The sequence below is a fragment of the Acidimicrobiales bacterium genome (assembly GCA_035536915.1).
Lineage (GTDB): Bacteria > Actinomycetota > Acidimicrobiia > Acidimicrobiales > JAHWLA01 > JAHWLA01.
On the sequence record DATLNE010000007.1, the window covers coordinates 1 to 22,847 of the forward strand.

The following is a 22,847-nucleotide window of genomic DNA, read 5'->3' on the forward strand; positions in this document are numbered from 1 at the left end:
GCCTCGGGCACCAGCTCGCGCAGCCCGGCCGCCACCCGCTCGATGTCGGCCACCCGGTTGTGCACGAAGAAGACCTGGCCCTCGCGCAGCAGCTCGCGGCGGATGGACTCGGCCACGGCCCGCTCGTCGTACTCGCCGACGTAGGTGAGGATCGGCTGGCGCTCGGCCGGCGGTGTGTTGAGCAGCGTCAGGTCGCGGATGCCGGTGAGGCTCAGCTCGAGGGTGCGCGGGATGGGCGTGGCCGTCAACGTCAGCACGTCGACGTCGTGGCGCAGCTTCTTGATCGACTCCTTGTGGGTGACGCCGAAGCGCTGCTCCTCGTCCACCACCAGCAGGCCGAGGTCCTTGAAGCGGATGTCGCCGCTCAACAGGCGGTGCGTGCCGATGACGACATCCACCGACCCGTCCTTCACACCATCGGTGACGGCGCGCGCCTGTTGCGGCGTGAGGAAGCGGGACAGCACCTCGACGCGGATCGGGTAGCCGGAGAAGCGGTCGGAGAACGTGGAGAAGTGCTGTTGGGCCAGGAGGGTGGTGGGCACGAGGATGGCGGCCTGCTTGCCGTCCTGCACGGCCTTGAACACGGCCCGCAGCGCCACCTCGGTCTTGCCGAAGCCCACGTCGCCGCACACCAGGCGGTCCATGGGGACGGGCTCTTCCATGTCGCCCTTGACCTCGGTGACGGCCGTGAGCTGGTCGGGCGTTTCCTGGTACGGGAACGACTCCTCAAGCTCGCGCTGCCACGGCGTGTCGGGCTGGAAGGCGTGGCCTGGACTGGTGATGCGGCGCCGGTAGAGCACGACGAGCTCTTGGGCGATCTCTCGCACCGCGCTGCGCACGCGGGCCTTGGCCTTGCCCCACTCGGTGCCGCCCAGCTTGTGCACGGTGGGCGTCTCGCCACCGGTGTAGGGGCGCACGGCGTCGATCTGGTCGGACGGGACGTAGAGCTTGTCGCCGCCGCGGTACTCGAGCAGCAGGTAATCGCGCTCGGCCCCGCCGATGGCCCGCTTGACCATGCCGCCGTACTTGGCCACGCCGTGCTGGTGGTGCACCACGTAGTCGCCCGGCTTGAGGTCGTCGAAGAAACCCTCGGTGGCGCGCTTGCGGGGCCGGGCCCGGCGGTGGGCGCGACGCCGGCCGGTGACGTCGCTCTCGGCCAGGACGGCGAGCTTGATGGTGGGGAGGATGAAGCCCCGCTCCAGCGGCTGCACGACGATGTCGAGGCCGACGACGCCTTCTTCCTTCAGGACCGACTGGAGGCGGTTGCCGCTGCCTTCGCCTTCGGCGGCCACCACGATGCGGTAGCCGTCGGCTTGGAGCTGTTGCAGTTGGGCGGCCAGCTTGGCGCCGTCGCCCACCACCGGGTCCCAGCCCATGGCCTGCACGGTGGCGGTGCCCGGCCCTTCGGGGGCGGTGGTGAGGCTCCAGGCGGGCGCCTTGGTGTGGGCCAGGAGGCGGTCGAAGGGGAGGTGCAGTTGGGGGAAGCTGTCGCCCTTGGCGCCCCAGGTCTGGGCCAGGGTGACGGCCAGGCTGGCCTCTTCGTCGAGCACCTCGGCGGCCCGGTCGCGCATGCGGCGGGGCTCGACCAGCAGGACGAGGGCGTCCTCGTGCACGAGGTCGAGCAGGACGTGCTCCTGCTCGGTGAGCCACGGGAGCCACGACTCCATGCCGTCGAAGGTCAGGCCTTGGCTCAGGCGGTCCCATTGGTCGCGGCCCCACGGCTCTTGGCCGATGAGGCGCTCGGCCCGGGCTTTGACCTCGTCGGTGGGCAGCAGTTCTCGGCAGCCGAACAGCTCGATGCACTCGACGTCGGAGGTGCTGCGCTGGTCGGCCACGCTGAACTCGGTGAGGCGGTCGACTTCGTCGCCCCACAGGTCGATGCGATAGGGGACGTCGGCCGTCGAGGGGAAGACGTCGACGATGCTGCCCCGGATGGCGATCTCGCCCCGGTGCTCGACCTGGTACTCGCGGCGGTAGCCGTTCTTGACGAGGGTCTCGACGAGCTCGGTGGGGTCGACCTGGTCGCCGGGCTTGACCATGACCGGCTTGGCGTCTTCCACGTGGGGGCCGAGGCGCTGGACGAGGGCCTTGACCGGGGCGACGAGGACGCGGGGCATGCGGTCGGGGTTCTGCAGCCGCCACATGGCCCGCAGGCGACGGCCCATGGTCTCGACGCTGGGGCTCACCCGCTCGAAGGGCAGCGTCTCCCATGCCGGGAAGACGTCGACGTCGTCGTCGCCCAGGAACGCTCGGAGGTCGTGGGCGGTGCGCTCGGCGTCGGCGGCCGTCGGGGTGGCGACGATGATCGGGTGGCGGCCCGAGAGGTGCGTGAGCCCGGCGATGACGAAGGGACGCGCCGGTTCGGGGACGGCGAGCAGGGCCGTCGACGAGCCTGCGACGGCGGTCAGCGAATCCTCGTCGCGGAGGAGTGGCGGGAGGGAGCGGAGGCTCACCTACGCCATGCTACCGAGTGGGGGCGGGTAGCAGAATTCCCTTTGTTTTCAAGGGTTTTTGCTTGATTTATAGGGCGAACATATGTACGATCAGAGGGTGGTCGGGGAACTGCGGGAGGTCGTCGAAAAGCTGGAGGTCCCGTTCGACGGGGAGGGCTTGGCCGAGGCCCTGAAGGTGGCCGACCTGCTGAACGCCAAGCTGGCGGCCGCGGTCGGTGCGTTCGACGCCGAGGCCCTGTGGGAGCTCGACGGAGCGACGTCGATGACGGCCTGGCTCCGGCACCACGCAGGCATGACGTCGAGCAGCGCGAAGACGACGGCTTCGACGGCAAGGAAGCTGCGGTCGCTGCCCCTCACGAGCGAGGCATGGCTGTCTGGCGCCGTGTCGGGCGGACAGGTGCAGGCCATCGTGCGCAATGCGACGCCGGAGTTCGCGGAACACGAAGCGGCGGTGGTGCCCGCGCTGGTCGACCTGTCGGTGGCCGACACTGCGCTGGCCATGCAGCAGTGGAAGGCGATGCTCGACATCGAGCCGACGTTCGAGCGGGGCGTGCACCTCTCGCAGACGCTCGACGGCCAATGGGAGTTGACCGGCTCGCTCGACCCGCTGGCCGGCGAGACGGTGGCCACGGCGTTGCGCTTGGCCATGGTCGACGACCCCGACGTGCTGCCGTCGCAGCGGCGAGCCGACGCCTTGGTCGACGTGTGCCGCTTCTTCCTGGATCAGCAGAGCGGCAGGCGGGGTGGACGACACCGCCCTCACCTCAACGTCGTGGTCGACTACGAGGCCTTGCTGGCACGCAAGGGCGGCAGCTTCGTCGGCGGTGGCCCGCTCGACGGTGCGTCGGTGCAGGCGCTGGCGTGCGATGCGGCGATCCACCGGGTGGTGACCGACGGGCGAAGCACGATCCTCGACTACGGCACCTCCACCCGCACGATCCCGGCGCCCTTGTGGTCGGCGCTGGCGTTGCGGGACCGGCACTGCCGCTTCGAAGGGTGCGACCGCCCGTCGCAGTGGTGCGAGGCGCATCACGTGGTCCCGTGGCACGACGGCGGCATGACGAGCCTCGACAACCTGGTGCTCAAGTGCAGCAGGCACCACCACCTCGGCCACCAACCGGGCTGGTCCGAAAAGCTCAAGCCCGACGGCACCCTGGTCATCACCGACCCACGGGGCCGCACCCGTACGACCGGACCGCCGGGGGCACTAACGCAGATCTGCTCGAGTCACGCTGGCAAACTCGGCCCGTGAACGGCCTCGAGTTCGTTGCCAGAGTCATCGAAGCTGTCGCTTGGCCTTGTGCGGTGGTCGTCATCGCACTGTTCGCGCGGCCATTAGTTCGCGAGGTCGTCCGTGGCGATGCCCTTCGCCGCCTGAAGATCGGTCCCGGAGGATTTGAAGCGGAATGGGAGCGAGTCGCTGCAGAGACGAAAACGAAGGTTCCGAACAGCGGTTCCGGCGTGCCAGCCGAGGGTCATCCTCGTCCCGAGCGGCTGGCCTTACGACAGGAGATGCTGGCACTGATGGAGCGGTCGTCGCCGATCGCCGCGGTATTGGCCAGCCATTCTGCGATCGACGCTGAGCTACGTGGGGCCCTGAGTCAGCAGGGGCTGGATGTCCGTGGCGTGGATACGCCGACGCTTGCCAACCTTGCGTTCGAAAAAGGGATGATCACAGCGCACACGCGAGACGCAGTCGAAGGGCTCGGCGTTATGCGGATGCTGGCGCAGCTAAGCGACCAGCTTGTCGATGAGGCACACGCGATGGAGTTCATCACCATCGCCGATGCAACGCTCTACGCGCTTCGACACGACATCTCGAAGTGAGCGTCCCGTGCGAGAGCACGCTCGCAAACGGCTGACGCGCTGCTGAGTTGTCAGTTGTGCGCGTGCCACCGCGCACAACTGGCGACTCACGTGTTGAAGCGGTTCATGGCGGCGGCGGCGCCGTCGCGCAGGATGGCCTCGACGGCGTCGGCGGCCTCTTCCACCACCACGTCGAGCTCGGTGCGTTCCGCCTTGCCCGGCGGCTTCAGCACGTGGTTGGCGCCCTGCTCCTTGCCGCCGGGCGGCTTGCCCACGCCGATGCGGATGCGCACGAAGTCGTCGGACTTCAGGTGGGCCTTGATGGAGCGCAGGCCGTTGTGGCCGGCCAGCCCGCCGCCGACCTTGACCTTCATCCGCCCCACCGGCAGGTCGAGCTCGTCGTGCACCACCACCAGCCGGTGCAGGTCCTCGACCCCGAACCGGCGCACCAACGGCGCCACGGCCAGGCCGGAGTCGTTCATGTACGTCTGCGGAAGGGCCAACGCCACCCGGTAGCGACCGGCGTCGACCCGCGCCTCACAGACGAGCGAGCGCTCCTTGCCCATCTTCAGGCGTTCGCCGTAGCGGGCAGCCAGCCGCTCGACGACCTCGGCGCCCACGTTGTGGCGGGTGCGTGCGTACTGTGCGCCCGGGTTGCCGAGCCCGACGACCAACAGGTCGGCAGGCGTGCCCGTGCGGCCTCGGAGCAACTACTCCCCGCCGGCTTCGCCGCCCTCGCCGCCGCCGGCCGCAGCCGCATCGCCGCCGCCCTCGCCGGCACCCTCGGCGCCCGCGTCCTCGGCGGCAGCCACGGCCGCCGCCTCGGCGTCGGCCTCGGTGACCAGGTCGGCCTCGGTGACCTGCGCGCCCTGGCCCACCACGATGGCGGCTTCGGGATCAGCGTCGGTGGTCACGCCGTCGGGCAGCGCCACGTCGCTCACCCGGATGGTGTCGCCCAGCTTGAGCCCGCTGATGTCGATCTCGATGACGTTGGGGATGCTGCCCGGCTTGGCGTTGACGGTGAGGTTGAACAGCTGGTGGTCGACGACGCCGTCGGCCCGCATCAACTCGGTGGCCTCGCCCACCAGCGTGACGGGGACGTCGGTGGTGATGACCTCGTCGCGGCTGATGGCCAGGAAGTCGATGTGCGTCACCGTGTTGCGCACCGGGTGGCGCTGCACGTCCTTGGCCATGGCCAACTGCGTGCTGCCGTCCATCTCCAGGGTGATCAGCGCGTTCATGCCGGCCTCGGTGTTGAGGACGGCCCGCAGCGCCCGGGCGTCGACCGCCACCGGCACCGGGTCGTTGCCGTGCCCGTACACCACGCCCGGGATCTTCCCGGCGACGCGAAGCCGTCCGGACGAGCGAGAGCCGATGGGACGGCCCAGCTCGGCGGTGAGAGTGAGGTCGGGCATGACGCGCTCCTTGGAAGGGCGAAAGAGAACTTCAGAGAACCCGTCGATGCTACTAGCCCGCCCGCCCGGCGGAACAGCCGAGGCTCAGGCCTGGTTCTCGCCGCCGAAGATCTCCGAGACCGACGTGTCCTCGAACACCGCATCGATGGCGTCGGCGATGATCTTCGCCACCGACAGCACCTCGAGCTTGTCGATCTGCTTCTCCGGGTCGATCGGCAAGGTGTTGGTGACCACCACCCGGCTGATCTGCGCGTTCTTGAGGCGGTCGGTCGCCGGGTCGGAGAGCACCCCGTGGGTGGCCATGGCCCACACGTCGACAGCACCCTTGTCGCGCAGCGCTCCGGCCGCTGCGCAGATGGTGCCCGCGGTATCGATCATGTCGTCGATGACAACGCAGTGGCGGCCGTCGACGTCGCCGATCACGCCCAACGCCTGCACCTGGTTGGCCTCGCCCTTGGGGCGCCGCTTGTAGACGAAGGCCAAGTCGGCGTTGAGGTGCTGGGCGAAGCGCTCGGCCACCTTCACCCGGCCCGCGTCGGGGGCCACGATCACCAGGTCGTCGCCCGCATTGGCCCGTAGGTAGTCGACGAGCACGGGCATGGCCATGAGGTGGTCGACAGGCTTGTCGAAGAACCCCTGGATCTGGCCCGAGTGCAGGTCGACGGAGACCACCCGGTCGGCGCCCGCCACGGTGAGCATGTCGGCCACCAGCTTGGCCGTGATGGGCTCGCGGCCCTCGGCCTTCCGGTCCTGGCGGGAGTAGCCGTAGAACGGGCACACCGCGGTGATGCGCTTGGCCGAGGCCCGCTTGGCGGCGTCGATCATGATGAGCTGCTCCATCACGGCGTCGTTCACCGGGCCGCAGTGGGTCTGCATGATGAAGATGTCGGCGCCGCGCACGGACTCGTCGAAGCGGCAGTGCACCTCGCCGTTGGCGAACTCGCGCAGGTTGGGGTTGCCGAGTGTCACGCCCAGGTGCGCAGCCACCTCCTCGGCCAGCGCCGGGTGCGAACGCCCGGCGTACAGGTCGAGCCGCTTTGTCGGTGTCAGCTCCATCGTCAATCCCCGTCCTCGTCGCCCGCTGCGAAGAATGGACCGGTGACGGTGCCGGGCGCCACATGCGCTCCCGGCGAGAGCACGGCGAACGGCCCCACCCGGGCGTCGGCGCCGATCTCGGCCTGGCGGGCCACAGCTTGTTCGACCACCGCTCGCTCGCCCACCACGCAGTCGACCAGGCGCACGTCGGGGCCGAGCTCGGCGCCCGCCCCCACGACCGTGCTGCCTTGCAGCATGGTGCCCGGGAACAAGGTCACGTCGGTGCCGAGGTCGACGCTGGCGTCGATGTAGGTGCGCTCGGGGTCGAGCATGGTCACGCCCCGGCGCATCCACCGCTCATTGGTGCGGTCGCGCAGCTCGGCCTCGGCGATGGCCAGCTGGGCCCGGTCGTTGACGCCCGCCGCTTCCATGGGGTCGTCGACGACGCGGCTGATGACGGGGTAGCCCGCGTCGTGGAGGACTGCGACGGTGTCGGTCAGGTAGTACTCGCCTTGGGCGTTCTCTGGGCTCAGCCGCCGCAGCGCGGGCGCCAGCACCGAGCGCCGGAAGCAGTAGATCGAGGTGTTCACCTCGTCGATCTCACGCTCGTCGTCGGAGGCGTCGCCGTGCTCGACGATGCGGGCCACCCGGCCGTTCTTGTCGCGCACGATGCGGCCGTAGCCGGTAGGGTCCTCGATGCGCGCCGTGAGCACGCTGGCGGCGGCGTCGGCCGTGCGGTGGTCGCGCACCAACGCAGCAAGCGTCGGCGGGCGCAGCAAGGGCGTGTCGCCGGGGAGGACGACGATGTCGCCGTCGTCGACGTCGTCGTCGGGGAAACCGGTGAGGGCCACCGACACGGCATCGCCCGTGCCCCGCTGGACGTGTTGTTCGACGAAGTCGATGGCGATGTTGGGCGGGGCCAGTTCCTGCAGGGTCTTTGTCACCCGCTCGGCCATGTGGCCCACGACCACGACGACCCGCTCCACCTCCAGTTCGACCAAGGCGTCGAGCACGTGGAGGACCATGGGACGGCCGCACAGCAGGTGCAGCGGCTTCGGCCGCGACGAGCGCATGCGGGTGCCCTCACCCGCAGCGAGGACGACGGCGGAAAGCGGGCGCTGGCTCATCGCTTCCTTTCTACCTCGACGGGTCGGAGCTGGCGGGGCAGGAATCGAACCTGCAACCTCTTGATCCAAAGTCAAGCGTTCTGCCGATTGAACTACCCGCCACTGCCGCCCTCAGCGTAGCGGGGGCGGGACGCGCAACGGCCGCCCCGAAGGGCGGCCGCTTGCGAAGCGAACTCGTGCCTACTTGCCAGCCCGCCTTTGCCAGCGGGTGGCCTTCAGCATCTTCTTGTGCTTCTTCTTCCGCATGCGCTTGCGGCGCTTCTTGATCAAAGATCCCATGTCGGCCGGTCAGGCTAGCGGCAGGATCGACGGCGAGGCCAACCCGGCGCCGAGCAGGGAGGCCGGGCGGCGTGGTCGAACAGAACCACGCGAACCGAACACGGGGGGATGATGGTGGAACCACTGGAGCCGATCGAAGAAGCGCCCGCTGCCGCAGCGCGCTCCGCCCGCCTGGCCGGTATCGCCCTCGCTGTCGTCGTCGCTGTGGCGCTTCTTGCCCTGATCCTCTTGCAATCGGGCGACGACAGGGCCGACAAGGGCGAACGGCAACGCACTGCGCAGTCGGGGGACGTGACTTCGACCGTCCCGGGAGGCGGGACGCCGACCACGACGGCAAACAGCACCCCCACGACGCCGCCCGGTGGACCCGGAGCCGGTGCAGGCAGCACGACGACGACACCGACGATCCCTGCGTCACCCGACGACTACACATACCGGGTGACGCTGTCGGCGCCATGTGCTCATCCCGGCGATTCGTTCACCGTGGTCATGTACCTGCAGCCGGACGACGTGGCGTCGATGCTCGTGCGATACGCCGACAACCAGAGCCACGACACCACAAAGGCCGGAGTCGCAGGGCCGGACGGGCGCTTCGAGTACACGTTCACTGTGGGACCAACACTCGGGAAGGCCACCGTCGTCACCTCTGCCTCTCGGCGAACGGACGGCAAGAGCGGCACCACAAGCATGACTTTCGATGTCACCGGACCGACGACACCCTGCTGACACCCGGACGATGCAAGAAATTGTCGCCTAGGTGACAAAAATCACTTGCTACCTTGTCAGCCGCGGGTGTTAACTTTCTAGCGACGAGGCAAGACGCACACCTCGGGGGGACGTCTCACCATTTCGTCTCACTCGCCCTTCGACCTTGTTCCACGCCTCATCGTGAACCCAGTCGACCCCTCTGCGGAGGGAAAAAGGAGCGATGTAATGCGTCAAATCAAGCGGCTGATCGCCGTCGCCATTCCCTTGGTGTCGGTCTTCAGCGTCCTTGCACCCACGCCTGCCCAGGCATCCACACTGGTTACAGGTGGTGCTGTCGCCACAGGCACCGGCACCATCACCCCCGGGCTGAGCACCGTGCCTGCAGGCCAGGCAGTTCGTTTCACAGGCCGTGTCACAGGAAGCGTGGCCGTTGTCTCCACTACCGCCCCCGCCGGGACAAGCGGCACAGTGTCGTTCGACATGAACTGCCTGTTCCAGGGCGGGTCGAACGCACCCGAGACGTCGGCCAGCGGTGAAGGAACGGTCACCGGCAACTGCACCGGCACCGGCGTCTTCGAGGGGACACACAACGGCACAACAGTCGTCGGTACGGGCTCGGTCACCGTGACGTGCAACCTGGTGTACAGCCGCCGGGGCGGCGCTGTGGCGGTGAGCGGGAGCTGCACAGCAACTGCCACAGTCAACAACGTCTTGGGCGGCACCTATACCGTCAGCACGAACTTCTGTGTCGTGGGTGAGTTCGTGTTCGTGCCGACGTCGGCGCCGACCACAAACTCGTACGCGCTTGCCGGTTCGGTGCAGTCGTACTCTTCGAAGACGGCCCCGTGCCAGAACGCGAAGTCGCTGATTCCCTGATCTCCAGGGCTGCGTTTTGGCTTTCACGGCCCCCGAGGCGAGTCGCCTCGGGGGCCGTATCGCATCTTTCCATCGAACACTGACACGAACGACAAGGGATGTCACCTATGGGTGTCGAAGGAAACCACCCGTACGTGAACCGCCCGCAGCGACGCGGCGCCCGGAGGTCGTTCACAGCTATGCAGAGGATCAACTCGCCCCGACGTGTCGCCAGGATGAGACTCGGCGCGTCCACGCTCATTCGCATCATGATCGGACTGGTGCTGTCCGTACCGCTGGTGAGCGACATCGCCACGCCGCCCGCTCGGGCCGCGGAAGACGAAAGCGTCGTGCGCTTCCGGTATTGGAAGCCCGCAAATCTCGATGACGTCCTGGCCAGCCAACTGCACTTGAAGACGGCGTCACAGCAGCGCCTGCTGTACGGACTTCTCCCGAGCTACGGCGAAGTCGTGATGTACAACCTCGACTCGCTCGAGCCGATTACCGTGCGTACGGCCATCGGCGCGCCGGACGCATCGACCGTCGACCCGGCTACGGGAGACCTCGTCGCCGCATTTGCGGGCCCCGGTGGATCGTCGATTCGCGTCTTCCGCCTGACGGGGACGACGGTGGCGGAGCAGGCTCGGGTCGACCTTGCCACGACACTGCCTGCGAGCCAGCGCGTGTTCACCGTGGCGTTGGCCGACCAAGGGCGACGGGCGTTCCTGCTTTCGATGGTCGACCCTGTGTACCAGCCCAGCTCCGGTTACGAGACGGCGAGCGCCCAGGCGGGCACCGTCACCATCACCAGCGTCGACTTGGTGAACCGACGGGGTGAATGGAGCGAAGCAGTGCCCGGGTGTTCCCTGCCCGTCACGGCCAACACCGCACCCGGCCTCGGCTACGTCGCCGAGACGAACTCCGTCTACTTCGGGTGTACGGCGCCGAACGCGCAAGTGGTGAAGTACCCGCCGGTCCCGACCGGTGTCGGCCGACTGGTGCTCGGCACGACGAGGACCTTCGAGCTGTTCCCCCGGGCAGGCGACTACCTCAACACCGACTCCGTCTTCGACCCAGGGTCGGGGCGTCTGCTGCTGGCATCGTCTACCAGCGGCGCGGGAGTCAGCGTGTACGCCTTCGACGGCCGCTCGAACAGTTGGGTCGGGTCGATTGCCGTCGGTGACTCCATCGGGCAGATCGGGATCGACGCAGAGCACGGTCGGTTGTACACCTTGTCTGCCGGTGGCCTGCTGGCTGCCGACACGCGCTCGACCCCTGTGTCGCAAGGCCGAGCCAGCCCGTCGTTCAGCAACGACAAGCTCGGGCCTGCACAGAAACGGCACATCGCCGTCGACGAGCGAACTGGTCGCGTATTCCTGGGCTACGTCCAGGACGAGATCCTGGTCGCCGAGGACCGGGCCCCGCACTTCGTGCCGCCCAGGGCCCCCGACGCCGACGCCAACACCAAGCAGGTCGACGAGCGCCCCGGCGTCACCGGCGCCAACTACGGCGGCGCGGCTCAGGCCTTCGGCGCCCGCTATCGGTTCGTCGGGGGTTACGACTCGTTGCGGTTCAACGTGGTGCCCGTCGACATCAACCAGCAGGTGGTGCCGCTCGGTCCCGGCACGCGCGAGATCAGCGGGGCGCCGGCACGCAGCATCGGCCTGCGCAACGAGGGCGCCGATGCATCGGCCAGCGGCGGCGAAAGGGACGTCTCCAACACGGGCAAGGACTTGCAGCAGGGCGGCGCCGAATGGCCGTTCCGCGAAGCACGTTGTATCGACCTCGGCGACAAACCCGTGTCCGTATCGGAACCAGGCGCATCCGTCGAATGCGAAGCCGGGAGCAAGGCGACGGCCTCCGCCTCCTCCGGGCAATCGCAACTGTCCGGCCCCGGTTTGGCCGTGGGGCTCGGGTCGAGCAACACAACCTCCGACGTCCGAATCGATGGCGACCGCGGCGTCGTCAGCACGGTGACCGCCAATGCGAGCGGCATCTCGATCCTCGGGGGCGTGCTCAAGTTCGGCGGCGTCGAGGTGACAGCCACGGCCCAGGCCCACGGGCGGGCGGGCACGGCCAAGTCCACGTTCACGCGTCGGGTTCGCGACGTCTCTATGAACGGGCAGCGGCTCTGCAGCGAGCAGTGCGACGAAGAAGCGGTCGCCCGCGCCATCAACGCCTCCTTCGTCGGCGTGCTGCGGGTCGACTTTCCCAGGCCCGACCCGGGCAAGCTCGGAAGCCCCGGAGGCTACGAGGCGGTCGTACGCATCCGCCCCGAAGAGCACCTCGAGGCAGTAAGCCTCAACGAGCAGGGCGACGATCGCATCGAAGTACCGGGCATGGTGGTCTCGTTGGTCAGCGACAACACCCGGCCGTCGCGGACGATCTTCCAGTTCGCAGGCGCGGCTGTGGAAGCCCGCTATGGCATCTATCTCTTGGGCAGCGGGGGCGGCGAACTGGACAGTCCCGGCTCTCTCGGCGGAAGTGCCACCGACGCTGCTGGGCTGGATGTCGCCCTCGATGCCTTCCTCGGTGGCGGGAACCCGAACGGGACTACCCCGTTGGGCGCGGCACCGATCAGCGACGACGACGACCCACCGCGTGGCTTGGCTGCGCTCGGCTGGGCCTACCTGCGCAACGCACTTCCCGAAACGATCGCACTCCTCTTGGTCTGGAGCATCCTCTTGGCACCCGTGTACCTCTCGGCTCGGCGGCGCATGTTGTTGGAACGGAGCGTGTTGTCTCCTGGGGTGGGCGCATGAGCCGGCTGCGGCGCTTCGACCCCGCCACCGGCAGCGCCCTCATGACGTTGGCCGTCGTGGTCGTCGTCGGGCTGCTGCTATCGCTCGGCACGATCTTCCCGCCGGGAGGACGACTGGCCACTTCCGCTGCCGATGGCGACACGCCCGGCGAGGTCGCAGGCACCGACGGTGGTGGCGGGGCCGGTGGTACTGCTGACAGCGCGGCAGGTGGCGGTGGCGGAGGAGGTGCGGCGGCCGGAGGTGGCGGGGGCACCGGTCCTGGCGCCGTGGCCGCCAAGCCGGGGCAGGCCTGTGAAGCGGGTCGCAACGGCGGCAACACCGATGTCGGCGTGACGGGGAACCGGGTCAAGCTGGCCGCCACCATCGTCAACGACGGTCCGGGCGCCAGCTTTCTCGCCCCGGTGCGTATCGGCATGAACGCCGTGGTGAACCGGGTCAACGGCGCCGGAGGCGTCTGCGGCCGCCAGCTGGAGCTCCGCCTTCGCAACGACTCGTGGAACGCCACCCTCGGTGCCCAGTACATCCAGAACTTCGTGGAGAGCGAAAAGGTATTCGCCCTCTCCGTCGTGCCGTCGTCGGAAGGGCTCCGCAGCGCCGACGACTACATCGAGCGCCAGAAGGTCCCCGTTGTCGGCACCGACGGCATGCTCATCCACCAGTACCGCAACCCGTGGATCTGGCCGGTGGCGACCTCGACGATCTCGGCCATGCACATCATGGCCAAGAACGCGGCTGACCGCGGGGCCAAGGAGTTCGGCATCGTGTTCGACTCGCAGTACCACTTCGGGGTCGAGGGTGCGTACGCCTACAACCAGGCCGTGAAGCGGCTGGTGAACAAGGACGTCGACGGCTACGACCCCTCCCTCAAGACGTGTACCCGGCGCTTCTGCGGCATCCAACCCAACAAGACCAGTTACACGTCCGAGGCACGTGACTTCAACAGCGCCTGCGGCATGAACTCGACCACCAACGCCGGGGGGCGTTGCGATTTCGTCGCCATCTTGTTGGAGCCCGACACGGCCTTGAGCTGGTTCGCCGCCGGTCGCGGGGCCAATCCTGGCATCGGGTTCGGCGGAGCGCAGCCCCTGTTCACCCGCGACTTCGCCGAGAAGTGCCGCAGCTCGTGCAAAGGCATGTGGGTGTGGACCGGCTACAACCCGCCCATCGAGCAGTACGCAGGCGCGGGCCCGGTGTCGGAGTACGTGGCTGCCGTGCGCAAAGAATCCTCGTCGGCCGACGTCACCAACCAGTTCCTCGAAGGCGGCTACGTCGGCATGGGCCTGTTGGTCGAAGCCCTCAAGAAGGTCGGGCCCAACCTGACCCGCGACAACCTGCGGACGGTGCTCGATTCCATGACGTACAACTCCGGCCTGTCGGCGCCGCTCACCTGGAAACCCGGCAACCACTTCGCCAACTCCAGCGCCCAGGCATTCGAGATCCAGTACGAGCAGAGCTTCACCGGATGGCGCAGCCGCACGCCGCTGATCCCCGACCCGTGGGTCGGCCAGGACATCCCGCCCGGCGAGTGACACCCACACCCGACAGATGACCGACTTCTTCGTCTACCTGCTGCTGTCGCTGCCGCTCATCGGCGCGTACGCCATGCTCGCCATCGGCATCGTCGTGGTGTTCCGCGCCTCGAAGGTGCTCAACCTGGCCCACGGCGCCATGGCCATGCTGCCCGCCTACGTGACCTTCGAGTTGAGCGGCCGCGGTGTGCCGATGCTGCTCGCTCTCCCGCTCGGTGTGGCGTCGGGCGCCGGGCTCGGCGCCGCCGTGGAGCGGTTTTTCGTCCGTCCGCTGGCCCGCCAAGGCCAGACGGCCCAGACCGTCGGCACCGTCGCCGTCTACGGCTTGGTTGTCGCCGCCACCGCTCAGATCTGGGGGTCCGGCTCCAAGCGGGCGCCCGGCGTCTTCCCCGAAGGTGGCATTTCCGTGGCGGGCTCGCTGCTGCGTTGGGGCCAGCTCGGCCTGTTCGCCGTGGCACTGCTGTCGGCCGCAGGGTTCTTCGCCCTCTTCCGTTTCACCGGTATCGGCCTGGCCATGCGCGGCGCCGCCGAGAACCCCAAGGCCGCAGGCCTCATGGGCATCAACCCGGAGAAGATGGCCCGCCTGGCCTGGATGCTCGGCGGCGCGCTGGCCGGGCTGGCGGGCATCCTGCTCGCCGGCGTCACCAACCTCCAGCCCTATTCGTTGTCGCTGCAGATGCTGCCCGCCTTCGTGGCCGCCCTCCTCGGCGGGCTCGGCAGCCTGCCGGGCGCGCTCGTCGGCGCCGCCGCCGTGGGCGCCGCCCAGGGCATGGTGCCCGCCTTCAAGCTCATCCCCGGCCTCGGCGGCCTGGCCGGCCAGGTCGGCATGCCGCAGCTGGTACTCACGATCATCGCCTTCGTCACCATGTACTTCCGCGGCGGCAAGTTCTCGGCCGCCGATACCAGCGCCGCCTTGGCGGGCGACGTCGGGGGCGCCGCCAACACCGCCTTCGACGAGTCACGCATCCAGGCGCCGCACGGACGCCGCCGCCTCCTGCGCTACGTCGTACTGGTGGTCCTCATCGCCTGGCCGTTCGTGGGCGTGCCCACGTTCCTGCGCCCGCTCGACACCTTCTCCCTCTTGGGCGATGCCGTCCTTGCCGGCTCGTACTTCATGGTGGCGGCCTCGGTCGTCCTGCTCACCGGCTGGGTCGGCCAGATCTCGCTGTCGCAGGCCGCCTTCGTCGGCGTCGGCGCCTTCGGCTCGGCGCTGCTCAGCCGTCACCTCGACATCGGCTTTCCCTACAGCCTGCTCTTCGCCGCCTGCCTGTCGGCTGCCGCCTCCGGCCTGCTCGGCGTGGTCGCCCTTCGGGTGCGTGGCCTCTACCTCGCCGTCGCCACCCTGATCTTCGCCTGGATGGCCGACGAGTACCTCTTCGTCGTCCCGTGGTTCGCAGGCAAGGGCGGCACCGCCTCGGTCGACGCCGACCCGGTGGGCATCGCCGGCGGCTTTCCCTTCTTCGACTTCCGGGAACGGCGCACGTTCTACTTCGTGATCCTCACGGCGGCGTCGTCGGTGCTGTTCGGCCTGTTGAACGTGCGCGACTCCAAGACGGGACGGGCCTTCTCCGCCGTGCGCGGCTCCGAGATGGCCGCCGCCTCACTGGGGATCGACGTCATCCGCTACAAGCTCGTGGCCTTCGCCACGGCCGGCTTCATCGCCGGCCTCGGCGGCAACCTGATCCTCACCCATCAGACCACCGTGGTGCCTGCCCAGTTCTCGTTGCAGGCCTCACTGTTGTTCCTCGCCATCGCCGTCGTGGGCGGCCTGCGCAGCCTCGGCGGCGCAGTCGCCGCGTCGATCGTGTTCGCCGGCCTCAGCGAGGTGTTCTTCCGCGTGCCTGCGCTCGGTGAGTACCTCCAGTTGGTCTCGGCCTTGCTGCTGGCGCTGATCCTGCTCGTCTATCCGGGCGGCTTGGCCGCCATCCCCGGCGACGTGCGCAGGTTGTCCGAGCGCCACCGCGACCACCGGGCCGTGCGGGCGCTAAAGGTGCGGAAAGAGGCGCTAGCCGAGCGCGCGCGTGTCGCCCTGGGATCCGCGCGCCGCGCATCCGCCGAGCGGGGCGGACCCGCCTTGGAGACCTTGCGCACCCGCATCGCCGAGCGGCTACCTCGGCGTACCCGCACCACAACGCCCCACACGGCGATCGTCCGTCCCACCGGGCGGTTCCTGACCGACACCCTGCCGTCGGCCAACGGCGTCGACGCCGACCACGTCCTGGCGCTGCCCACCAACGGCCACGCACCGGTGCTCGACGACCGAGCCCGAGTCCTCGCCGAGCTGGAGCTGGCCGAGCGCATCGACGTCACAGGCCCCGTCCTCGAAGCCGAGGGCATCACCGTCCGCTTCGGCGGACTCACCGCGGTCGAGAACGCCTCCCTCACCGTCAACGCAGGCCAGATCGTCGGTCTCATCGGCCCCAACGGTGCAGGCAAGACCACCTTGTTCAACGCCATCTCCGGGCTCAACAGCCCGACGGAGGGCCGGGTCCGCCTGTTCGGGCAAGACGTCACCGACCTGCCGGTGCACGACCGCGCCGCCCGCGGCCTGGGCCGCACCTTCCAGGTGATTCAGCTCTTCCCCGAGTTGACCGTGTTCGAGAACCTGTTGGTGGCGACTCACCTCCACAACCCGTCGAACCTGTTCTCCCACGTGGTCGTGACCAAGAAGGCCCTGCACGCCGAGCTGGCGTCGGAGGACACGTGCCGTCGCGTCGTGCGATTCCTCGGCTTGGAGGACATCGCCGACCGTCCGGTAGCGGGGCTCCCGTTCGGCACCCTCCGCATGGTCGAGATCGGCCGCGCCCTGGTCACCGGTGCCCCCGTCGTGATGCTCGACGAGCCCGCTTCAGGCCTCGACAACAAGGAGACCGACCGCCTCTCCGAGCTCCTCCTGTTCGTTCGCGAAAAGCTCGGCGTGTCGATCCTGCTGATCGAGCACGACGTGCGCATGGTGACGTCGGTGAGCGACTACATGTACGTCCTCAACCGCGGCCGCATGCTGGCCACCGGCGAGCCCGCCGATATCCAGCGGGACCCGCAAGTGGTCGCTGCGTACCTGGGCGAGCCCAACACGCCGGTGGCGGTCGGCTGATGGCGACACTCCTCGAGGTCTCCGACATCTCCGTCTTCTACGGGCCGGTACAGGCCCTGCGCTCGGTCACCATGCACGTCGACGAGGGCGAGATGGTGGCGCTGGTGGGCGCCAACGGTGCGGGCAAGACCTCGACGCTGCGGACCATTTCGGGGATGCTCGCTCCCCGGCACGGCACCATCGAGTTCGACGGGCAGCCCGTGCACGGCCTCCCTTCGCACGAGGTCGTCGAGCACGGCATCGCCCACGTTCCGGAGGGGCGCGAGCTGTTCGGTGCGCTGTCGGTAGAGGAGAACCTCCGCCTCGGTTTCTACTCCAAGCGCAAGCAGCGCAACCTGGTCGAAGAGCGCATCGACGAGGCCACGGCGTACTTCCCGATCCTGCGCGAGCGGGCGGGCCAGGCGGCCGCCACCCTCTCGGGGGGCGAGCAGCAGATGTTGGTGGTGGCCCGAGCGCTCATGTCGAACCCGAAGCTGTTGCTGGTCGACGAGTTGTCGCTGGGGTTGGCGCCGCTGATCGTCAACCAGCTGTTCGACATTCTGCGGGCCGTGAACCAACGAGGCACCGCCGTCCTGTTGGTAGAGCAGTTCGTGCACATGGCGTTGGGCAACACCGACCGCGCCTACGTCCTCCAAAAGGGCGAGGTCGTGGTGGAGGGCCGCAGCAGCGACCTGTTGGCCGACGAGAGCCTGGTGGCGTCGTACCTCGGCGAGTCGGCGACGCCGCACCAGGCCGACTCCGCCCGCCCACGCCGCCGCCGTGCCGCCCAAGCCGACCGGTAAATCCCGTCGCCTCGTCCTCGGCGCCGTGGTGGTGCTGGCGTTGGCAGTGGGCGTCGGCGTGCTGGTGGCGCCCCGGAACGACAGACCGTCGGCCCGTGAGGTCGAGGCGCTGCAGGAGGCGCTGCGCGGCCCGACGCAGCACTGGGGGCGGCTGGAGATACAGGGCATGCGGGCCGCCGTCGCCGACCTGCAGGCGCCCGAGGGCGTGCCCGACGAGCTCATCGGCGGCGAGGCCCGGGCATGGCAGTCCTCGCTCTCCGACATCGCCGGGCGCATCGAGGGCATCCGCACCTCCGACGACCTCAGGCCGATCGTGACGGCGTTCCGGCGAGCGGTCGACCCTTACCTCGACGCGGCCCGCCTGTTCGAGCAGGCGACGACGGTCACAGGGGCAGAGCGCACGGCACTGATCGAACGGGGTGCTGCCGCCGCCCAGCAGGGAGCCGTCCTCTACAACGAAGCCAGCATGCAACTCCAGGCCGCACGGCGGCGGGCCGGGCTTCCCCCCACCACCGACTTCCCCGACCACCCGGCCGAAAGCTGACGACCCTCGGCTCAGCCGACGGCCGGCGTCGTCCGCGCCACCACTCGGCCATCACCGGGGAACTCGCCTTCCACGAACCACGTACCGCCGCTGCCTGCCAGGACCGGCGTCATTCCGGTCGCGTCGCCCAGCCGGTCGCGCCATGGCGCCAGCGCCGGCTCCACGGCCAGCGCAGCGGGCTCCAAGTCGTTGGGGCCGTCGGCCGACGGGCCTCCGAGCGAGTCCCACATGGCGTACACCGCGGGCGTCGACACGTGGAGCGGCGGTGTCAGCAAAGTGAACGTCATCGGCTCGAACGGCAGCGGCTCGACCACCTCGCCGATCCCTCGGACACGCGCACGGCCGCCGACCACGCAGAAGGGGACGTCGGCGCCCAGTGACGCGGCGACCGACAGGTCGGGGCACCCGGCCCACCGCAGGACGGCAGCGGCGTCGGCCGAACCGCCGCCGAGGCCCGCTCCCATGGGAATGCGTTTGGTCAACGCCACATGCGCATCGCGTCCCACCGCCGCCAGTGCACGCGACACGAGATTGTCGGCGGGCAAGTCGTTCACCCCGTCGGTAAAGGCCAGCTCGTCGCACAGGTCAAGGGTGACCATCTCGGCGTCGAGCAGGTGGTAGCCGTCGTCGCGCACGCCGACCACCCGCAACGAGCGGGTCAGTTTGGCGTAGGCCTTGACGATCACGAGCACGCCGTGAGCCTCCCCCACGCCTCGACGTCGAGCTCCTCGGCCCGCGCCTCGGGCCGCACCCCGGCGCACTCGAACACGGATTCGTCGACCACCCCGGCAAGCGCCCGGCGCAGCATCTTGCGCCGCTGCGCGAACCCGGTCCGCACGAGTTCAAACAACCGTGCCCGGTCGACGTCGACGGCGGGCGCATCCCGTCGCGAGATCGACACCAACGCCGATTCCACCCGGGGTTGGGGCACGAACACCGACGCCGGCACCCGTCCGACGACCCGAGCCCGAGCCCAGTACGCCACCTTCACCGAGACGGCGCCGTAGGCCTCGTCACCCACCCCGGCTGCCATGCGCTCGCCCACTTCCCGCTGCACCATGACCAGCATGCGCTGGATCTGCGGCACGTCGTCGAGCAGGTCGAGGACCAACGGGGTCGCCACGTTGTAGGGCAGGTTGGCCACCAGCACCCACCCGTCGTCGCCCAACAGTGCGGGCCAGTCGAGCGACATGGCGTCGCCTTCCACCACCCGCACGCCGACGGGCTCCACTACGGAGCGCAGCACCGGGGCGATGTAACGGTCGAGCTCGACAGCCACCACCGATGCGCCCGTCTCGGCCAAGGCGAGGGTGAGCGAGCCGAGCCCGGCGCCGATCTCCACCACCCGATCGCCTTCGCCCACCTCGGCCAACCGGGCGATGCGCCGCACCGTGTTGGGGTCGGCAACGAAGTTCTGGCCCAAAGCCCGACTGGGGCGGAGGCCGTGACCGGCGAGCAGCTCGCTCACGTCACGGCGGGAAAGCGTCACCACTCGATGCGGACGTCGATCACTCCGGTCGAGGTGCTGGAAATGCGGTCGAAGTCCTCGCGGTCGAGGTCGATGATGCGGCCGTCGATGTAGGGACCCCGGTCGGCCACCCGGCAGCTTGTCGTCAACCCGTTGGCCAGGTTGGTGACCTTGACGATGGTGCCGAACGGCAGGGTGCGATGCGCACAGGTGCCGTTGTCGGTCTGGTACCACGAGGCCTTGCCCGTCTGCTGCCGCGGCGGCTTGGTGGTGGTCGTGGTGGTGGGCTTGGGCCGCGTGGTGGTCGTGGTCGGCTTGGGCCTGGCCGTGGTAGTCGTCGTCACCGCCGCCTTGACCACGACAACCTCAGCAGTCGTGGTGGTGACAGGCGCTTCGGTCGTGGTCGTGACCTGGTCCTCGTCGGGGAGCAGGCGCGTCGCAGCAGCCGACCGGGAGGCCCGGACTGGCTCCATGCGTGCTGCCAGGTCGGCAGCGGCGGACGAGGCATCGACCTCTACCGAGGTCGTTGCCGGCCCACTACCCAGACGCGTACTGAGGAGCGGCACGGACAACAGGCCTGCGCACAACAACAACGAGACCACGCGCCGTCTCCCCTGAGCGTTCGTTGTCCTCAGGACTCCACCCTTCCTTTGGGGACAGCTACTCGCCAGGAGTGACTAGTCCACGACCCTAGGAGGGGTTCGCAGGGGCCTGCAAGCCGAACGCGGCCTCGGTGGCCGCCCATGTGGACGCCTCGACAGCGTTCACCGCCACCCCTTTCACATCGGCTATTGCGGCACCGACGAAGGGCAGGAGGGCGGGCTGGTTGGTCTGGCCGCGATGCGGCACCGGTGCCAGGTAAGGCGAGTCGGTCTCGACCAAGAGGCGATCGAGGGGGCACAACGCAGCCGCCTCACGCACGTCGGTGGCCGCCTTGAAGGTGACGATGCCGGAGAACGACAGGTAGGCGCCGAGGTCGAGGCAACGGCGGGCCTCGGAGGCGCCGCCGGTGAAGCAGTGGAACACGGTGCGCTCGGGTACGCCCTCGGCCGCCAGGATCGACCAGGTGTCGTCCCACGCCTCGCGGGTGTGGATCACCAGGGCCAGGTCGCGTTCATGCGCCAGACGGACCTGCTCGGCGAAGGCGGCCCGCTGCACGTCGCGAGGCGAGTGGTCGTAGTGGTAGTCGAGGCCGCACTCCCCCACGGCCACGACCTCAGGTGCGTCGAGCAGGTCGACGATGGTGGCCACGCCGTTCACCGCGTCATGCGGGTGCAGCCCCACCGACGCCCACACGTCGTCGAAGGCACGGGCCACCTCGATGGCCGCCGCCGACTGGCCGGCATCGGTGCCGATGGTGACGAGCCTCCCGACGCCCGCCGCCCGCGCTGCCGCGATCACGACGGGCGGGTCGTCGAGGCGTTCGTACGGAATGTGGCAGTGGCTGTCGGCCCACATCTACTTGCGGGGGAACAGCGGGTCGCCCTTGGTCACCGTCACGCCGCCGGGGTAGCCGCCCCACGCCGCGCCTTCCGGCAAGAGTTGGTCGCGGGGCGAGCCGTCGAGCCCGAGGCGCCGCCACAGCTCGTCGCACGCGGAGGGCATGGCGGGCGACGCCAACACGGCCACGATGCGCAGCGCCTCCAGGGCGTCGCCCATCACGGCGTCGACCTCAGGGCCGGGCGGTGCCTTCCACGGCTCGTTGTCTTCCAGGTAGGCGTTGGTCTCGCGGATCAAGCGCCACACGGCATCGAGGGCGTCGTTGGGCGCAGGCCGCGCCCACGCCTCGGCGGCCGCCGCGTACGACTCCGCAGCCAGCGGGGCCAACGGGCTGTCGGCCCGCGGCGCAGGGCCGATGCCGTCGCACTTCTTGGCCACGACGGTGGCCACCCGCGACAGCAGGTTGCCGAAGTTGTTAGCCAGATCGGCGTTGTAACGGGCGACCATCCCCTCGTAGGAGAAGTCGCCGTCGGGCCCCAGCGCCTGGTCGCGCAGGAAGTGGTAGCGGTAGGCGTCGACGCCGAAGTCGGCCACGAGGTCGGCAGGCGCGATCTGGTTGAGCTTGGTCTTCGACATCTTCTCGCCGCCCACCAGCAGCCAGCCGTGCACGAGCACCTGGGCGGGCGGGTCGATGCCCGCGGCCATGCACATGGCGGGCCACCACACGCAGTGGAAGCGGATGATCTCTTTGCCGATGAGGTGGTGTACCGACGGCCACCACGTGGCGAAGCGCTCGTCGTCGACGCCGTAGCCGATGGCCGTGCAGTAGTTGATGAGCGCGTCGTACCAGACGTAGAAGACGTGCTTGTCGTCCCACGGCACCGGCACGCCCCACGTCAGCGACGTGCGGGTGATGGAGATGTCGTGCAGGCCCTGCTTGATGAAGCCGAGGGCCTCGTTGCGCTTCGACTCCGGCAGCACGCACTCGGGCTGCGCCTCGTACCAGTCGAGCAGGCGCTGCTCGTAGCGGCTCAGCTTGAAGAAGTAGTTCTCCTCCTTGAGCAGGTCGAGGGGGCGGCCGTGGATGGGGCAGTTGCCGTCGGGGGCCTGGGCGTCGGTGTAGTAGTCCTCGCAGGCCACGCAGTACAGGCCTTCGTAGTAGCCGAGCTCGATGTCGCCGTTGTCGTGGATGCGCTGGAGGAAGGCCTGCACGGTGGCGTAGTGACGCGGCTCGGTGGTGCGGATGAAGTCGTCGTAGGCGATGTCGAGTGTCGACCATGCGTCTCGGAACCGCTCGCTGGTACGGTCGGTCCAGTCCTGCGGACTGACGCCGTTCTTCTCCGCCGTCTGCGCCACCTTCAGCCCGTGCTCGTCGGTTCCGGTGAGGAAGAACACCTCGTCACCAAGCAGGCGATGCCAGCGGGCCAAGGCGTCGGCAATGACGGTCGTATAGGCATGGCCGATGTGCGGGGCGTCGTTGACGTAGTAGATCGGCGTAGTGACGTAGAAACGGGCCACCGGCCTACAGTACCGACGGTTCAAGGGGGTGC

General features: G+C 69.0%; 20 protein-coding genes and 1 tRNA gene. 9 read left to right on the top strand and 12 right to left on the bottom strand.

All coding sequences use genetic code 11. The features are described 5' to 3' along the window. The coding region (locus VM938_01815; protein HVF73759.1) for a DEAD/DEAH box helicase at window positions 1-2,453 on the bottom strand (2,453 nt) is incomplete at its 3' end. 97 nt (window positions 2,454-2,550) lie between these two features. On the opposite strand from VM938_01815, the gene VM938_01820 reads away from it, so the two are divergent. Then, the gene (locus VM938_01820; GenBank protein HVF73760.1) at window positions 2,551-3,705 is read left to right on the top strand and encodes a DUF222 domain-containing protein; all 1,155 of its coding nucleotides are present in this window, start codon (window positions 2,551-2,553) and stop codon (window positions 3,703-3,705) included. Next, a complete protein-coding gene (locus VM938_01825; protein ID HVF73761.1) occupies window positions 3,702-4,280 on the top strand; it encodes a hypothetical protein in 579 nt (192 codons plus the stop codon). Before VM938_01820 ends, VM938_01825 begins: the two co-directional genes overlap by 4 nt. Before the next feature lie 86 nt (window positions 4,281-4,366). Here the strand turns inward: VM938_01825 and pth are convergent, their stop codons facing one another. The 6 genes from pth to VM938_01855 all read right to left on the bottom strand — a co-directional run bounded on the left by pth (window position 4,367) and on the right by VM938_01855 (window position 8,115). Further along, window positions 4,367-4,969: an aminoacyl-tRNA hydrolase gene (gene pth / locus VM938_01830; GenBank protein ID HVF73762.1), complete on the bottom strand. Its 603-nt coding sequence runs from the start codon at window positions 4,967-4,969 to the stop codon at window positions 4,367-4,369. Then, a complete protein-coding gene (locus tag VM938_01835; GenBank protein ID HVF73763.1) occupies window positions 4,970-5,674 on the bottom strand; it encodes a 50S ribosomal protein L25 in 705 nt (234 codons plus the stop codon). It lies immediately after the preceding gene. A gap of 84 nt (window positions 5,675-5,758) precedes the next feature. Next, window positions 5,759-6,730, bottom strand: a complete 972-nt coding sequence (locus tag VM938_01840) for a ribose-phosphate diphosphokinase (GenBank protein ID HVF73764.1) — start codon at window positions 6,728-6,730, stop codon at window positions 5,759-5,761. A 2-nt stretch (window positions 6,731-6,732) separates the two neighbouring features. Further along, complete coding sequence (locus VM938_01845) at window positions 6,733-7,836, bottom strand: sugar phosphate nucleotidyltransferase (protein ID HVF73765.1); 1,104 nt, start codon at window positions 7,834-7,836, stop codon at window positions 6,733-6,735. A gap of 29 nt (window positions 7,837-7,865) precedes the next feature. Continuing rightward, a tRNA-Gln gene (locus VM938_01850) sits at window positions 7,866-7,938 on the bottom strand. 78 nt (window positions 7,939-8,016) lie between these two features. Then, window positions 8,017-8,115: an AURKAIP1/COX24 domain-containing protein gene (locus tag VM938_01855; GenBank protein ID HVF73766.1), complete on the bottom strand. Its 99-nt coding sequence runs from the start codon at window positions 8,113-8,115 to the stop codon at window positions 8,017-8,019. A 108-nt stretch (window positions 8,116-8,223) separates the two neighbouring features. On the opposite strand from VM938_01855, the gene VM938_01860 reads away from it, so the two are divergent. From VM938_01860 to VM938_01890, 7 genes are all read left to right on the top strand, one after another. Continuing rightward, on the top strand, window positions 8,224-8,841 hold the full coding sequence (locus VM938_01860; protein ID HVF73767.1) for a hypothetical protein: 618 nt from the start codon (window positions 8,224-8,226) through the stop codon (window positions 8,839-8,841). A gap of 207 nt (window positions 8,842-9,048) precedes the next feature. Next, the gene (locus VM938_01865; protein HVF73768.1) at window positions 9,049-9,699 is read left to right on the top strand and encodes a hypothetical protein; all 651 of its coding nucleotides are present in this window, start codon (window positions 9,049-9,051) and stop codon (window positions 9,697-9,699) included. Between the two features lie 248 nt (window positions 9,700-9,947). Beyond that, the gene (locus VM938_01870; GenBank protein HVF73769.1) at window positions 9,948-12,440 is read left to right on the top strand and encodes a hypothetical protein; all 2,493 of its coding nucleotides are present in this window, start codon (window positions 9,948-9,950) and stop codon (window positions 12,438-12,440) included. After that, window positions 12,437-13,969, top strand: a complete 1,533-nt coding sequence (locus tag VM938_01875) for an ABC transporter substrate-binding protein (GenBank protein HVF73770.1) — start codon at window positions 12,437-12,439, stop codon at window positions 13,967-13,969. Before VM938_01870 ends, VM938_01875 begins: the two co-directional genes overlap by 4 nt. A 16-nt stretch (window positions 13,970-13,985) precedes the next feature. Further along, window positions 13,986-17,063: a branched-chain amino acid ABC transporter permease/ATP-binding protein gene (locus tag VM938_01880; protein ID HVF73771.1), complete on the top strand. Its 3,078-nt coding sequence runs from the start codon at window positions 13,986-13,988 to the stop codon at window positions 17,061-17,063. Beyond that, entirely contained in the window at window positions 17,063-17,845 is a 783-nt protein-coding gene (locus VM938_01885; protein HVF73772.1) for an ABC transporter ATP-binding protein, read from the top strand. Before VM938_01880 ends, VM938_01885 begins: the two co-directional genes overlap by 1 nt. Continuing rightward, on the top strand, window positions 17,823-18,389 hold the full coding sequence (locus VM938_01890; protein ID HVF73773.1) for a hypothetical protein: 567 nt from the start codon (window positions 17,823-17,825) through the stop codon (window positions 18,387-18,389). Before VM938_01885 ends, VM938_01890 begins: the two co-directional genes overlap by 23 nt. A gap of 11 nt (window positions 18,390-18,400) precedes the next feature. Here the strand turns inward: VM938_01890 and VM938_01895 are convergent, their stop codons facing one another. From VM938_01895 to metG, 5 genes are all read right to left on the bottom strand, one after another. Further along, a complete protein-coding gene (locus VM938_01895; protein HVF73774.1) occupies window positions 18,401-19,081 on the bottom strand; it encodes a 4-(cytidine 5'-diphospho)-2-C-methyl-D-erythritol kinase in 681 nt (226 codons plus the stop codon). Beyond that, window positions 19,072-19,857 carry a 16S rRNA (adenine(1518)-N(6)/adenine(1519)-N(6))-dimethyltransferase RsmA gene (gene rsmA, locus VM938_01900; protein HVF73775.1) on the bottom strand — a complete coding sequence of 262 codons (786 nt, stop codon included), beginning with the start codon at window positions 19,855-19,857 and terminating at the stop codon, window positions 19,072-19,074. The genes VM938_01895 and rsmA overlap by 10 nt, the downstream gene beginning before the upstream one ends. Before the next feature lie 17 nt (window positions 19,858-19,874). After that, a complete protein-coding gene (locus VM938_01905; GenBank protein ID HVF73776.1) occupies window positions 19,875-20,330 on the bottom strand; it encodes a septal ring lytic transglycosylase RlpA family protein in 456 nt (151 codons plus the stop codon). 217 nt (window positions 20,331-20,547) lie between these two features. Next, window positions 20,548-21,315 (bottom strand): TatD family hydrolase, encoded by a 768-nt coding sequence (locus tag VM938_01910; GenBank protein HVF73777.1) that lies wholly within the window; start codon window positions 21,313-21,315, stop codon window positions 20,548-20,550. After that, window positions 21,316-22,815 carry a methionine--tRNA ligase gene (metG, locus tag VM938_01915; protein HVF73778.1) on the bottom strand — a complete coding sequence of 500 codons (1,500 nt, stop codon included), beginning with the start codon at window positions 22,813-22,815 and terminating at the stop codon, window positions 21,316-21,318. It lies immediately after the preceding gene. Window positions 22,816-22,847: the final 32 nt, after the last annotated feature.